A 13,874-nucleotide genomic window follows, 5' to 3' on the forward strand; every position below is an offset into this window, starting at 1 on the left:
TCTATTCCTCAGTGCCAACTCAACACAAGCAACGCCAGCACCGCATCACTACTAAGTAGAATGTCTCTGACTTAAGAAAACCTACAAAGGTAACCAATGTGGCTTATGTCAGTGCCATTCGTATTAAGATCAAATGATCTAATCAGCTCTTAGTTGAAAACCTGTCTTTTCAAGCTCCCGGTTCAACAAAGTAACCGGGAGCAGTTAGCTTAGTAAGCCTATACAGTCCGATCTCGACGGTCTACAACGATAACCCCAGGCTCAGTATCAACAACGCTTGCAGAGGAATCGGTGCGATCGCGTGTCACGTCGGGCGCATCATAGATACCCCACTCTTGAATTCCCCGATTGCTAAGAATCGCTTCAGCACGACGGATTTCGTCATCCGTGCCATCTACTATCACCAGATAATCCCCTCGCGATAATCTGTCGTTGTAAACTCTGGCTCGCTCTTCAGGAATTCCCAAACCAACTAGTGCGCCAAACAAACCACCAGCGGCGGCACCAATTGCTCCACCAGAAAGAGTAGTGGCTAGGGTTGTAGCAGTAGCACCTGCTAGCACTACAGGACCTATGCCAGGAATCGCTAAAGCGCCAAGACCAACTAATAAACCAGTTATAGTTCCTAATGCCCCTCCTGTGGCTGCACCGGTTGCAGCGCCTTCGTCAGCTTTATTACCCACGTCATTGCTCATGTCTGCACCGGCAAGCTTACCGCCCCCGTCTGCGTCTTTGGCAATTACAGAAACCTTAGCCATAGGAAAGCCAGCATCTCTCAGTTCGCTGAGTGCATGTTCCGCATCTCGACGGCTGGAAAAAAGACCGACAGCACGCTTTTGTTGGTTCAAAGCCGTGCCAGTGGTTCTACCCACAGGGGTTGCAGTGGCATAGTCGTTAGGCATGGGAGCAGTGGCTAGTGTATTGCTGACAGGCATACCCATAACACCACCCATAGGTCTGGCGGCATAATCCGTATGCACGGAGTCAGCGCTGGGTGCATTATAGATACCCCAGTCTTGAATACTGTGACCGTTCAGAGTTGCTTCGGCTCTGGCAATATCGTTGTCAGTGCCCTTGATTATTACTAAATAATCTCCTTTGGAAACGCGATCGCTGTAAACTTTGGCTCGTTCTTCGGGAATTCCCAAACCAATGAGTGCGCCAAGCAGTCCGCCAGCGGCGGCACCAATTGCGGTACCGGTTAGGGTCGTAGCGATCGCTGTGGCTACTTCGCCTGCAAGTACAACTGGACCCACCCCAGGAATCGCCAAGGCACCTACACCCACGAGTAGACCAGTAATACCTCCTAAGGTACCACCTGTAAGCGCCCCAGATGCGGCACCTTCATCAGCCTTATTGCCAACGCGATCGCTGACATCAACACCCGCTATATCATCCTGCCGATCTGCATCCCGTGCGATCACGGAAACTTTGTGCATGGGAAAACCAGAATGATTTAGCTGGCTGAGCGCCTGTTCGGCCTCTTGACGACTGGAAAATACACCAACAGCATGTTTAAGTTGAGTGTTAGCCATTTTGCCTCCTTTCACAAAACATGAATGTATATGTAATTAGCCAAAACATATTGCTCATTAGCCTTCTTTTAGTAGAGATGGAAAACTTTTATCGCAGTGTAATATTCCCTTAATTTACGCTGCATATTGTGAATAACAATCACAATTCTGTAATGTGGTTTTTAACTCTCTACAAAGCTTTTTTCAGATTGAAATCTGCTGTATAACCACCTTCAAAAAACATTAAGTGATGATTGCTCGTTGGCTATTTTTATTCATAACCAAATTTTAGTTACCACCTATGCATGACGTTGTCATCTAAATTTAGATTTACATCTAAATATTCATAAACTTTTTAATTTAAATCAAGGTATAGGCTTCCGTTTAGAAAGGAATCATTTATGAAAATATAGTTTTACTATGCAAGGATGTTTGACGTGTTTAGATATATCCTAAATTATAAATATAAGCATTATCTAAACACGTTTTTTTTCTAAATCACAACCTGTAAATACGACTATCATTATCACTTTATAAAAATTGTTCGCCTTTAGATAAGTCTTAATCTTTCCCCTTACTTGAGCAAGATTTCAACATAACACTGTTGATTGAATTGAGTGGGCTTGAACCACCGATATAGAGGAAGCGATCGCAATATGATGTTCCCTTAACTGACTACTATTCGTTTTTAGGCAACTCGCTAAGGGAACTTCAGCTTATGGCAAAAGTTTGTACAGATGAGACAGATGAGATGGAAAACCTCAGCAACTTCTGTCGCTAGGATTGTCTAATGTAGTATCAGGCATTACGGTCTCAGCCAGATCAACCTTATTAAAGTTAGCGTTAGTGACTTTGGCTCCCTTCAAATTCGCCTCATCCAGCATTGCTTTCCTCAAGTCTGCCTCGCTCAAGTTTGTAGCTTCGGCGTTAGCTTGGCTCAAGTTCGCCCATTTCAAGTTTGCCTTACTCAGATCAGCCTCACTCAAATCGCTCTGACGCAGGGTTGCCCCAGCCAGCTTCGCCTCATTCAGGTTAGCTTCACTGAGATTCGTTCTATTCAAATTAGTTCCATACAGTGTTGCCTTACTCAGTTTCGTTTCACTAAGATTGGCTCCACTCAAATCAGCGCCACTGAGATCGTGATGATTCAGGTCTAACCCGCTCAGATTCGCTCTTTGCAGATTAGCCCCACATAAGTTAACTTCATCCAGATTAGCCCCAATAAGATTGGCTCCACTTAAATTGGCACTCCTCAGATCTAGTCCACTAAGATTAGCTCCACTCAAGTTAGCTTCGCTCAGATCCACTCGCTTGAGGTTTGCGCTACTGAAGTTAGCTCCACTCAAGTTAGCTCCACGTAGGTTGGTATCAATAAGGTCTGCTCGACTTAAATCTGCTCCACTCAGGTTCGTCTCACTCAAGTCTGTTCCAGACAAGTTTGCCGCACGTAAGAGAGTTCTCTTCAAGTTGGCTCCGTTGAGAACAGTTCCTTTCAAAGCAGCCGCACATAGATTCGCTTCACTCAAATTTGCCTCACTCAAGTCTGCTCCACTTAGGTCAACCCAAGCTAGGGTTTGCCCAAACAGGTCTACCTGACGAAAATCCCGTTCTCCTGCTGTATATCGCTTATGTAGTTCAGACAGTTCTACCTGACCAAAACCCTGTGATCCTGCTGTATGTTCCTTCTGTGGTCTATTCCCATCCATATCATCTATCTCCTACTATCTTTAATACTTCACGCTCTATGTATAGGCGTTATGTTTAGTACTCAGCAAGGCGTGAACCAGAGATTGGAGTTTAGGCTAATTGTGGTTAGAACGTTGGAACGTCTTCTTTAACAAAGGTTCTAACCTTCTAACCCCCCCAAGAAAAACCTGTATAGATCACTTCGCTCCCCCTGCTCTTGCTATCTACTACGTTGGAATGCAAGTTGGTATCAGTACTTAGGCAGAACTAAGAACAGTATTTGAGATCAGCCCCAGAGATATAACCCATCACAGGTTCTGAAATCGGTACCCAGCCGTTTTCGCCACGATTCACAATTGTGACACGCTGTCTATTAGCTAATGTTCCAATGATTGGGCTGCTAATTGAGGCTTCTTCCCGGACACGAATACTACCCGTCACTCCAACTTGGCGGCAGTTATCTAATAAGGTCGCTGTTTCAGAAGGGGGTACTGGTTGTTCACATAAATTGAGATAAGCCCCAAACACATAACCTTGCCGAGGGGATGAAATCGGTACCCAACCATTGCTGCCAGTATTTTCGATACTGACAAGGCTTTTGTCAGTTAATGAGCCGATAATACTACCACCAGGGCTTGAGCGGACATTCAGATTGCTGCTGCGAGTGTCAACCCGGCGACAGTTGTCCGAGGCTTGTGCAAGTTTATATTCAGCCTGGTTTTGGACTGATGTTTGACTTGGGGCAGAGGGCTGAATTTCCAGTGGCGTAGCTGTACTAGCGACTGTAGAGGAAACGGGAAAAGCCGTCCAAGCAAGCGCAATTGAGGCTGTCACCGCCACAGATGTTTGCCAATTAATCATCTGTTTCATGATAAAAACTCCTAAACGTTCACAAGGTATCAATGGAATATATGTGCAATGATTTGGAATCTATTGCTCTTTAACATTCTTTTATAAAAGATTGAAAAGCTTGTACCAAATTGATTAACTAACATCCAATTCTGGTATATGTTTTTATCAAGAACAAGATATAGTTAGAGATTAAATGCCAAGTTAAATAATTTGTTATAGATCTGTTTCTAATAATCTTTAATTGTTTAGATGATATTTATATTAGATGATTTAGGTTTAATGTAAACGCTAGGTTTACTGGAACTAAACGCTAGTTTATTCCATAAAACACTATCAATAATTATTTAAAAATAGCCAATCATCCAACTGTAGTACATTAACCCCAAATCAAGCTTTAACCAAAGCGTCCGCTCACATAGTCTTTAGTTGCTTCCTGTTGCGGATTTTGGAAAATTATTTCGGTTGGACCGTACTCAACCAGATAGCCCATTTTTCCTCCCTTTTCTGTTTCCTGGGCATTGAAAAAGGCAGTTATATCGGCTACTCGCGTTGCTTGCTGCATATTGTGAGTAACAATCACAATGCTGTACTGCTCTTTGAGTTGGTGCATCAAATCTTCAACTTTGAGCGTCGAGATCGGGTCGAGGGAGGCACAGGGTTCATCCATCAGAATGACATCAGGATTGGTCGCGATCGCACGAGCAATGCACAGACGTTGCTGTTGTCCGCCCGATAGGGACAAGCCATTTGTTTTTAGCTTATCTTTGACTTCATCCCACAAAGCCGCTCGTCGCAATGATGTTTCTACCAATTCATCCAGATTGCCTTTATGACCAGTAACTCGTAGTCCATAAGCGATATTGTCATAAATTGATTTGGGGAAGGGGTTCGGCTTTTGGAAGACCATCCCAATCCGTCGCCGTACCTCTACTGGATCGATGCTTTTATCGTAGAGGTTTTGGTGGCGATAATAAACTTTGCCATTAATATGAAATCCCTCAATTAAATCGTTGAGGCGGTTAAAGCAGCGGATTAAAGTGCTTTTGCCACAACCGGAAGGACCAATTAAGGCAGTAATGCGGTTTTTAGGGATTTCCATAAAAACACCTTGAACAGCTTTAAAATCGCCGTAATAAATATCAAGGTTTTCTGTTCGCAAAACTGTTTCAGTTGAATTGGAAGTTAGCTGATTATGGCTGGCAGCTTGCTGATTAGAAGACATAAGAGTTGAAGTAGAGTTTTAAGTGGGTATCAGAAAAGCAGCAAAGTGGTTTAGCTGGCGATCGCCTACAAGGTTCAGAACTATTACTAACTAGCTCAACCTCTTTTCAATAAATACTTTTACGAGTTGCCCAGCGAGCAATAGCGCTAGTTAGTAGAACCAACAACACTAAGAGTAAAGAGGCTGCCCAAGCTAGCTCCTGCTGCTCTTCAAAGGGACTCTGCGCGAAGTTGTAGACAAAAACAGCCAAGGAGGGGGTTGGCTGCCATAACCCTTGGGGCCAGAAGAACGAGTTCAGTGCTGTGAAGATTAGAGGTGCTGTTTCTCCAGCCGCACGAGCAACAGCTAAAGTTACGCCTGTGACAATGGCGGGCAAGGCAGCCGGTATCACGACTCGTAATACTGTTTGGTAATTAGACGCTCCCAGCCCTACGGATGCCCATCTGACCTCTTGGGGAACGATTTGTAGCGCCTCTTGAGTAGTACGCACGACAATCGGCAACATCAGCACTGCCAGTGCCACACCGCCAGCGACGGCTGAGAAGGTTCCTGTCAGGATTACGACAGTTCCATAGGCAAATATCCCTGCAATGATTGAAGGAACGCCACTGAGCATGTTTGTCGCGAAGCCTATCCAACGAGCAATCTTGCCGGAGCTGAACTCTGAGAGATAAACGGCTCCCAAGACACCAATCGGAACACTGATGAGAGCAGCAATTCCCACCAAAATTAGGGTGCCAACAATCGCATTAGCAACGCCGCCTCCTTCTAAACCTGCTGCTGGCGGCAACTCGGTAAACAAGTCTAAATTCAGGCGGTTAAATCCCTTACGGATGACATAGATAATTACGGCAAACAACGGTACAAGGGTAATAACTAGACAGGCACCTACTATTGTGGTCATTGCCATCCCAATCAGCGATCGCAAACTCGTATAAGACCGAGTCAGACCTTTAGCAGTGGAGCCAAAAGATGATCGATCTCGAAGGCTACTTGACATAGGGCGAGACAGTAAATAACAACGGGGTTTCGCTTGTCTTGGTGGCTAGAACTTCTTCACTTTGCGAACAATCAGCTCAGCCAAGATGTTGACAATTAGGGTGAGCGCAAACAGAACTAGTCCCGCATACATCAGAGAGGCGACTTGCAAACCGGACGCTTCGGCGAATTGATTAGCTAGTAGAGAAGCGATCGTATTGGCGGGTGCTAGCAAGGAAATATTCAGGTCATTGGAATTGCCGATGAGCATCGTCACCGCCATCGTTTCCCCCATCGCACGACCTAGCGCTAGCATGATTCCCCCAACAATGCCGGAGAACGCTGCTGGTATCAGTACCCGAAAAATCGTTACCCAGCGTGTTGCCCCCAAACCGAGTGAGGCTTGCCGGAGTTCTGGTGGAAGAGAAGCTAAGGAATCGCGGGAGATTGCCGTAATGATTGGCAAAATCATAATCGTCAAGATGATTCCAGCCGGAAGCATTCCTGGCCCGATGTAAGGTGTTCTAAAAAGCGGAATCCAACCCAGGTTATTGTGAAGCCACGCTCCAATCGGTTTAAGCAGGGGAATCAGGACAAAAATACCCCATAGACCGTACACAACACTAGGAATTGCCGCTAAAAGCTCCACTAAGAATACCAGCGGTGTCCGCACGAACCTTGGCAAAAAGTCTTCGCTCAAAAAGAGCGCAGTTCCAATCCCTAAAGGTATCGCCAAAAGTAGCCCGATTGCTGAACTAACGAGTGTCCCATAAATCATAGGTAACACTCCGTAAGTATCTTCAACGGGATTCCAGGCACTAGTGGTTAGAAATCCTAAACCAAATTCTCGGATGGCGGGTACAGCCTCAAGACCAACCTCTACTGCGATAAAGATTAGAAGCCCAGCAACTGCCAACGCCAAGATACGAGTTAGCCAGACAAAGCCTCGATCTAGTGATTTTTCCGTCTGGGAGCGGGGTGGAACTGCATCTTGTGCATTCGTAACTTGCGTTGTCATGATTGACTTAAAGGAAATAGAGTTGATGCCGTCATTTCTGAAGTGAATTAAACGTTTTCAGTTCTAGAATTTGCTGGCGGCCGCTTTATCGACTGTGATGTTGTAATCTGGGCTGAGTTTGTCGGCAGCAGCAGCAACTTTTTCAACAACACTTGGAGGTAGAGGAACATACCCAAGCTCTGCACTATACCGCTGACCTTCAGTTAAACCATATTCAATCATGGCTTCCATGGACTTTGCTTTCGACGCATCAGGGTAGTTCTCATAAGCAAGAAGCCAAGTGTAGGTGACGATAGGGTAGGATTCTGCCCCGTTTGGATCGGAAATGAAGGCACGGAAGTTTGCAGGCAGTTCCACTGCTTCAAGGGTTTTGGATGCTGATTCTTCGGACGGCACAATAAAGTTTCCCGATTGATTTTCCAACGCAGCAACTGGTAGATTATTTTGCTTGGCGTAGCCGTATTCGACATAACCGATCGCCCCTGGAGTTTGTTTAACTTGGGCGGTGACACCTTCATTCCCCTTCGCGCCCACACCAGCCGGCCAGTCTACAGTTTTGCCTTCTCCAACCTGATTTTTCCACTCTGGGCTGATAGCACTGAGATGTTTTGTAAAGACTCCCGTGGTACCACTTCCATCAGAACGATGTACTACAGTGATAGGTTGGTTTGGCAGTTGGACTCCTGGGTTAGCCTGCGCGATCGCGGGATTATTCCAGCTTTTGATTTGGCCCTGGAGTATACCTGTATAAACTTCTCGTGGTAGCTTCAAGCCACTTTCGACATTAGGAAGATTATAAGTTAGTACAATGCTACCCGCTGCCATTGGCAGCAAGAGAACACCCCTTTCTACCTTCTGAATCTCTTCATCCGTCATCGCAACATCGCTGGCTCCAAAGTCTACAGTGCCAGTCGTGAATTGCTCAACACCAGCACCACTTCCAACTGACTGATAGTTGATCCGTAGATTGGGATAGTCCTGATTGATTTCTTGAAACCAACGCTGATATAGCGGTGTGGGAAAGGATGCACCCGCGCCCACTAGTGATACATTTTCATTAAGAGCGAGTTTTCCTCCATCAGCATTCGGGGAGGAAGCTTCCTGTTGACCGCAAGCTACTAAACCAGCTGACAGAGCAACGACAGAAATTGAGGTGAGTATACGAGTTGGATTAAATAGATGGGAATACAGAAACATGGTTTCGAGCCTGAAACTTTTTTCTATGCAAATTCAAGTCCTGTTATCCTCTCGTTATTTCTATTAAAGTTTTAATTTGTCAACGAGATGAGCTGCCTTATTTACAGCAGCTCTGTAACTTGACTTGATATCTAAATATTTAGCGGGTTTCTAATATAAATCAAGATATAGTTCTAAGTTTACAAATGATTTATTTGTAAAGTTTATTTTTGCTAATATTTTTGTTTAGTAGATTTGCCTTAGTTTCTAAATTATAAATAGAGCTTACCTAAACACTAATCTCTTAGCCAGGTTAGGGAGATAATTTGCCTAATTGATTTCTAAGAAAGCCAACTATTTATATTTTACCATTACTTAAACCTAGCTTAATCTAATATTAATAACTAATACTTTATTTTTCACTAATTATTAAAGAGTTAAAAGCGAGAAGCCTTGAGAGTCAACTCTTTTGGATTGTCCTTGCACGACAGGCAGTACTATGAATCCGTCGATACCGCGCCTGAACTATATAGTAGACACCATAAGCAATCAGACCGAGCGAGACAACTCCCAATAGCCAGCGACCATAGGGTTGTCGTGCCAGTGAATCCAACGCTCCTTCTAATCCTCTGACTTGCTTGGACTTAGACTGACGCGCCGCTTGAATTAAGAAGAAGCCAATAATGCTATAAACAACGCCCTTTGCAGCTAGACCAAATCTGCCGATGCGTGTTGCCCAAGTTTTTTCGGTGTCGCTCATCTCGTTGAGATTAAACTTTCGACAGAATTTGGCGGTATAGGCTTGATAGAACTCGTAGAAACCTAGCCCAATTACGAGCGCCCCTACTGTTCCAACTAACCACTGGCCGAAGGGTTGAGCTAGCAACAGCGCTGTCCAATCTATAGAGCCATAGCCATTATCAATGTCTACTTCACCGAAGATGATCTTCACGGCAGTTACCGCTAGCCCACCGTAAATCAAGCCATTTCCTGCATAACTGAGACGCACAATAATCGCCTTTGCATCTGTGCCTTGATTCTCCGTGTCCATAATTGCCTGGACAAGCCGCCAGAGTACATATCCTGATAAGCCGATCGCAACGAAGCCGAGCAAGATTCGCCCAAATGGTTGGTTTACCAGAGAGCGGAGAGCGCCCCGCGTGCCAGTCGTTCTGCCGCCTGGGCCCAATGCGGCAGAAGCCGCTAGCCATCCGACAATCGCGTAGACTACTCCCTTAGCTGCATAGCCGAATCGAAAGAGTCGTTCTGCCCAAGGGTTAGTAATTGCAAGATTCGCTATCGGTTCTAAGTAGTTCTTTGCATTCTTAATTGCTGAATTCCAGCCTTTCATGCGTTCTGTTTAAGACAGGGTATCTAATCTCCAATTAGTTAGAAATATCCTCGTTGTAGTTGTGTTATCGGTAAACTTGTGAAGTAGAGCTATCTTCACCCTTCAAAAATCACCTAAACTGTTCAGTAATACTAATAATGGTGAATCAAAAACTATGAACTACGCATTCTACTATTAAGGGTTGGTGAATTTTTTAGAGAATTATCTTTTTTATCTTTATGCCAAGTGTTGAGTATATCTTTAATCAAAACTTCTTTTAGCCAAATTTTGGAGACAATCACTAGCGGCACGGAAAGAAATACTCCTAAAAAGCCAAAAAAAGTGCCAAAAATTACCACAGATAACAAAGTGACGGCTGGCAGCAAAGACACCTGTTGCTTCATAACGAAAGGCACTAGAAGATAAGCCTCAAACTGCTGAATCAGAATGTACAAAATCAGTACAGCTAGGGCTTTCCATGGAGCAACAAGTAGGGCAACCGCAATTGGTGGAAATACACTCAAAACAGGCCCAATATTAGGAACAAACTCCAATAATCCTGCCAAGAGCGCATTCGCTAACGGTAGTGGCACTCCCAAAATTGACAGACCAACAAAGCTCACAAAAGCAATAGCTGCCATATCAATAAGAGTGGCACTCATCCAGCCAACTAGATTAGCTTCACACTCAGAGAGAATCTCATAAACACGCCGACGATAAAAGGCAGGAAATAGTAGTACCAAGCCTCGTCGGTATGGCGCGGGATTCGCGAGTAGCATGAGCGTCAGAACTATAACCAATAATAAGTTGAGTAGGATTCCCAGCAAGTCGGAAAACCAGGTATAGACATTACCCAATAACTGAGTGACTAGCGGTTGAAGCCTGGGAATGAAATTACCAAGGTTACGGACATTTAACAGTTGCTCTGGAATCTGGGTTTGCAAGGAGTTTAATCGGTTACGCAACTGCTCTAAAAACGTCGGTGCGAGACTGACTAGTTGTTGCGATTGCTCAATAAAGGACGGCCCAATTAATGCGAATAGACCAACTAAAATTACCAGTAAAGTAACAACTGTTAGTGCGATCGCGATACCTCGCTTAGCACCCGATCGCCGAAGCCGTCGCACAACTCGGTTCAAGACGACGGCAAAGACTACGGCAGCAAAGACTAGCAAAAGGACTTGCCGGATTTGCCACAAAATATAAAGAGAAATGGCAAAGGCAAGCAAGCCAATCAATTTCCCTAGACTCACAACTTTAGCTCCGTTTGAATGCGAACCTGTTGAAGGGCTTTGTTAACAAAGCTTCCAATGCCACAGGAAATCTCAAAAGTGATAGTAGAATCCCCGACCTTAGCTAATAAGGTTAGCGGGGGAGGAGGTAATTTTCTCGCACTCAGTAAGTCTAATTTTGGGTTATCCCATCGGGCATTATTGCCCCAGCTAGATTTACCTGAATCAGTATTGTTCCACTTAAATCTGCTCCACGCAGGTCTGCTCCACTCAGGTTGGCTCCACTCAAGTCTGCTCCGCTTAAGTTTGCCCCGCTCAGATTTGCTCCACTTAAATCTGACCAAGCTAAGGATGTCAGCATTAGATTCGCCCTTTTCAGGCTCGTATTACTTAGGTTCGTTGACCAAATGATGGAGCGACTTAAATTTATCCCACTGAGATTTTCTCCAACCAAGTCTGCGTTGCTCAGTTTCGTTTCTGGAAAATCTCGCTCTCCTACTGCATAAAGCTTCAAAAGTTCACAAGTATCCATACCATCTGCTCCAATTGAATAGTTTGCATCTTAATGTAAGCTTGGGTACCAGGATAGTTAAACAGCCGCAAGGCAGCTAAAATCAAGTCCGTAAAAGAGGAAAGCAATTTGCTCTCCCCTTATCACTTAGTCAAACAACTTAATCGTCTGCTGCTGGGAATATGGATTTAGCAACGAGTGCAGGCTTTTGGCTGTATTCTGCCTCTAGCTTTCTTTGCAGAGTCAAATCCCAGTTTAAATCGTAGTCCCTCTCAATGTCGGTGACCACAAAGGGTCGGAGTACACCCGTTACGACAACCTCCTGACCATCGTTGATGGTTTGACCAGGCGCTGTATTCAAGACCAGTAAATCTTGGGTGCTAGTTAGCTTATCCTCATCAAGGGTAAACGAACTTGGACCAATGATGTCTTCGACTTCAGCCCTCACGGCAATGGTCTTGTTGTAGAAGGCGCTGGGGTTTTTGGTGACTTCACCCGGTTCAGGTGCTAGAGCAATGGACTGGGCAACAATCACGGGTCTGTCTTTGTACTCTACCTCTAGCTCTGGCTCCAAGTCCAAACTGTATTCTCTCTCGATATCAGCAACGACAAGCTTTTGAACTTCGCCTGTTACTTGAAGCTTTATATCTTCAGGAAGGACAGTCGGCTCTCCTGAAGCATTAATAACGAGAACTTTTTCAGTGCCAAAAAGCTTGTCATCACCGATAGTGAAGGAATTGGCACCAACTTTTTCTTCAACTTCGCTTCTTACTGTCACGCTCTTCCCAAGGAGTTCGTTTGTCTCCTCAGCAACTTCTTCTGTAGAAACGTTACTTTGAGCTGTTGGGCCACCTGCGTTTGGATCATTGGTGCTGCAAGCCGGAAGAAGCAGTGCAAAGAATGCTAAAGCGATCGCGGCGCCCTTGGTATGCCATGACACTTGTGCGGCATCATCCGGCTGGACACATGCGTAACTGGCAACCCGAACTTTACTAAATCTATCGTTCATTGAAAGAATCTCCTTAAATTTACTACTGGTCATACTCTGGCAGTTATGCCAGAAATGAGGTCGAAGGTTTCCCTATCCAACTTTTGGTAGTTGTTTCCCTTCTGCTGCAAGGCGATGTGGATGCCTCTATCTCAACGCCACTAGGCATATGTGCAATCTGCACTTGCGCTAGTTCAAAAAGACTTGACCATCTCTTTGAATTCTTAGTACGCCCTGGTTATCGTCTAAATTCATTGCTTCATCCAATGAAACCTCTAGCATTCCTGCCTCAGAGGTGGAAATTGGAACTACATCCAGTAGCCCTTCATCCTGACGAACCATCGTGACAGTTACAGGAGTTGGTAAACCTTGCAGAACTATTTCTTCTCCACCTGCTAAAAATCGGCGTTGAGTATGTCCGACTGCTTCATAGGAGATGGGAGCGTTGGTGTTATTTTTCAGTTTTACGCTGACCATACCATTCATTGGCATGACTGCGGCAATTGGTTCGCTACGCTCCTCTGGTAGAGGCGGCTGAGTAACACTTGTTGGCGGTGGCGCGGGGGTCAATGGTTCAGTGAAAACTCCCTGATCTCTCATGACTGGTCTTTCAGAAACGACACCCGTTTGAACACGCTGTGTAGCCGCATTTGGTGTACATCCCTGGGGAACTATGTTTCTACTATTGAAAGGTTCTTCGTAGTAAATTCCAGGGCAGGGATTAACCTGATCAAGAGTAGAAATAGGCTGTGCCGATGCTGCTAGAGGAATTGCTGGCAGACTAATTATTAAACTGCCAAAACCAAGCACTCTTCTCGCTAATCCAGCGCTTTTCCGACTTGTCTGCTGATATTTATTCATACATATCTCCTAAAATCACTTGGTTTTTTCAACAATTTTTTGTTTAATTGGACTGTCACAACTAGCTACTAAGGTTATAAAGGTAGCAACTGCCTAGCTTAAGTGAATTGCTTTCTTTGCGTTTTTTCTCTTCCTTCTTAATTTCTCTCATTTTTTAATCTAATTTGCATCTACCGAATGACTTAATTCTCTAAAAAATTTGGGTGGTTTTTATGAAACTAATTTTTCTAGACTTGGCTATGATTCAGATAACCAAACTGCATCTAGAAGTTAGGCATTGGTTCACCAAACAAACTTATTCTAGCGGTTTAATTGTAGATATCAAGATATAGTTTTCAGTTTAGGTTGGTTTTGAATAGCTAAATATGCATTCGTTATAAACTGAAAAATCAGGGTGTTTATCTAGTATTTATATCACTTGATATAAATACTAGATAAACACTAATTCATTGCTTAAGATAGAATCTTATCTACTTCTATTGTGTATCGAGTAGTGTAAATTACAG

The 13,874-nt window shown here is 44.4% G+C and carries 12 protein-coding genes; all 12 read right to left on the reverse strand.

Going from position 1 to position 13,874, the window contains the following annotated elements:
• Positions 1 to 218 precede the first annotated feature (218 nt).
• The gene (locus tag H6F98_RS33615; protein WP_192220256.1) at positions 219 to 1,535 is read right to left on the reverse strand and encodes a general stress protein; all 1,317 of its coding nucleotides are present in this window, start codon (positions 1,533 to 1,535) and stop codon (positions 219 to 221) included.
• Positions 1,536 to 2,275: 740 nt separating this feature from the next.
• On the reverse strand, positions 2,276 to 3,220 hold the full coding sequence (locus H6F98_RS18940; RefSeq protein ID WP_192220257.1) for a pentapeptide repeat-containing protein: 945 nt from the start codon (positions 3,218 to 3,220) through the stop codon (positions 2,276 to 2,278).
• A gap of 247 nt (positions 3,221 to 3,467) precedes the next feature.
• Positions 3,468 to 4,070 (reverse strand): SH3 domain-containing protein, encoded by a 603-nt coding sequence (locus H6F98_RS18945; RefSeq protein WP_192220258.1) that lies wholly within the window; start codon positions 4,068 to 4,070, stop codon positions 3,468 to 3,470.
• A gap of 376 nt (positions 4,071 to 4,446) precedes the next feature.
• On the reverse strand, positions 4,447 to 5,274 hold the full coding sequence (gene pstB / locus H6F98_RS18950) for a phosphate ABC transporter ATP-binding protein PstB (protein WP_192220259.1): 828 nt from the start codon (positions 5,272 to 5,274) through the stop codon (positions 4,447 to 4,449).
• A 106-nt stretch (positions 5,275 to 5,380) separates the two neighbouring features.
• Positions 5,381 to 6,274 carry a phosphate ABC transporter permease PstA gene (gene pstA / locus H6F98_RS18955; RefSeq protein WP_192220260.1) on the reverse strand — a complete coding sequence of 298 codons (894 nt, stop codon included), beginning with the start codon at positions 6,272 to 6,274 and terminating at the stop codon, positions 5,381 to 5,383.
• Positions 6,275 to 6,319: 45 nt separating this feature from the next.
• Complete coding sequence (gene pstC / locus H6F98_RS18960; protein WP_192220261.1) at positions 6,320 to 7,270, reverse strand: phosphate ABC transporter permease subunit PstC; 951 nt, start codon at positions 7,268 to 7,270, stop codon at positions 6,320 to 6,322.
• A 63-nt stretch (positions 7,271 to 7,333) separates the two neighbouring features.
• Positions 7,334 to 8,467, reverse strand: coding sequence for a phosphate ABC transporter substrate-binding protein PstS (gene pstS / locus H6F98_RS18965; protein WP_192220262.1), 1,134 nt, complete (start codon positions 8,465 to 8,467; stop codon positions 7,334 to 7,336).
• Positions 8,468 to 8,906: 439 nt separating this feature from the next.
• Positions 8,907 to 9,797, reverse strand: a complete 891-nt coding sequence (locus H6F98_RS18970) for a DUF1206 domain-containing protein (protein WP_192220263.1) — start codon at positions 9,795 to 9,797, stop codon at positions 8,907 to 8,909.
• A gap of 152 nt (positions 9,798 to 9,949) precedes the next feature.
• A complete protein-coding gene (locus H6F98_RS18975; protein WP_192220264.1) occupies positions 9,950 to 11,029 on the reverse strand; it encodes an AI-2E family transporter in 1,080 nt (359 codons plus the stop codon).
• Between the two features lie 151 nt (positions 11,030 to 11,180).
• Positions 11,181 to 11,540: a pentapeptide repeat-containing protein gene (locus H6F98_RS34155; RefSeq protein ID WP_192220265.1), complete on the reverse strand. Its 360-nt coding sequence runs from the start codon at positions 11,538 to 11,540 to the stop codon at positions 11,181 to 11,183.
• 139 nt (positions 11,541 to 11,679) lie between these two features.
• Positions 11,680 to 12,528, reverse strand: coding sequence for a hypothetical protein (locus H6F98_RS18985; RefSeq protein WP_192220266.1), 849 nt, complete (start codon positions 12,526 to 12,528; stop codon positions 11,680 to 11,682).
• 168 nt (positions 12,529 to 12,696) lie between these two features.
• Positions 12,697 to 13,368, reverse strand: a complete 672-nt coding sequence (locus H6F98_RS18990; protein ID WP_192220267.1) for a hypothetical protein — start codon at positions 13,366 to 13,368, stop codon at positions 12,697 to 12,699.
• Between the last annotated feature and the right edge of the window lie 506 nt (positions 13,369 to 13,874).

This window comes from Microcoleus sp. FACHB-SPT15 (assembly GCF_014849525.1).
Lineage (GTDB): Bacteria > Cyanobacteriota > Cyanobacteriia > Cyanobacteriales > Coleofasciculaceae > Symplocastrum > Symplocastrum torsivum.

Bases quoted from the DNA above. Each gene is read 5' to 3' on its own strand.
- H6F98_RS18990 (WP_192220267.1), bottom strand. From the start codon at position 13,368: ATGAATAAATATCAGCAGACAAGTCGGAAAAGCGCTGGATTAGCGAGA.
- pstC (WP_192220261.1), bottom strand. From the start codon at position 7,270: ATGACAACGCAAGTTACGAATGCACAAGATGCAGTTCCACCCCGCTCC.
- pstA (WP_192220260.1), bottom strand. From the start codon at position 6,274: ATGTCAAGTAGCCTTCGAGATCGATCATCTTTTGGCTCCACTGCTAAA.
- pstS (WP_192220262.1), bottom strand. From the start codon at position 8,467: ATGTTTCTGTATTCCCATCTATTTAATCCAACTCGTATACTCACCTCA.
- H6F98_RS34155 (WP_192220265.1), bottom strand. From the start codon at position 11,540: ATGGATACTTGTGAACTTTTGAAGCTTTATGCAGTAGGAGAGCGAGAT.
- H6F98_RS18940 (WP_192220257.1), bottom strand. From the start codon at position 3,220: ATGGATGGGAATAGACCACAGAAGGAACATACAGCAGGATCACAGGGT.
- H6F98_RS18945 (WP_192220258.1), bottom strand. From the start codon at position 4,070: ATGAAACAGATGATTAATTGGCAAACATCTGTGGCGGTGACAGCCTCA.
- pstB (WP_192220259.1), bottom strand. From the start codon at position 5,274: ATGTCTTCTAATCAGCAAGCTGCCAGCCATAATCAGCTAACTTCCAAT.
- H6F98_RS18970 (WP_192220263.1), bottom strand. From the start codon at position 9,797: ATGAAAGGCTGGAATTCAGCAATTAAGAATGCAAAGAACTACTTAGAA.
- H6F98_RS18985 (WP_192220266.1), bottom strand. From the start codon at position 12,528: ATGAACGATAGATTTAGTAAAGTTCGGGTTGCCAGTTACGCATGTGTC.
- H6F98_RS33615 (WP_192220256.1), bottom strand. From the start codon at position 1,535: ATGGCTAACACTCAACTTAAACATGCTGTTGGTGTATTTTCCAGTCGT.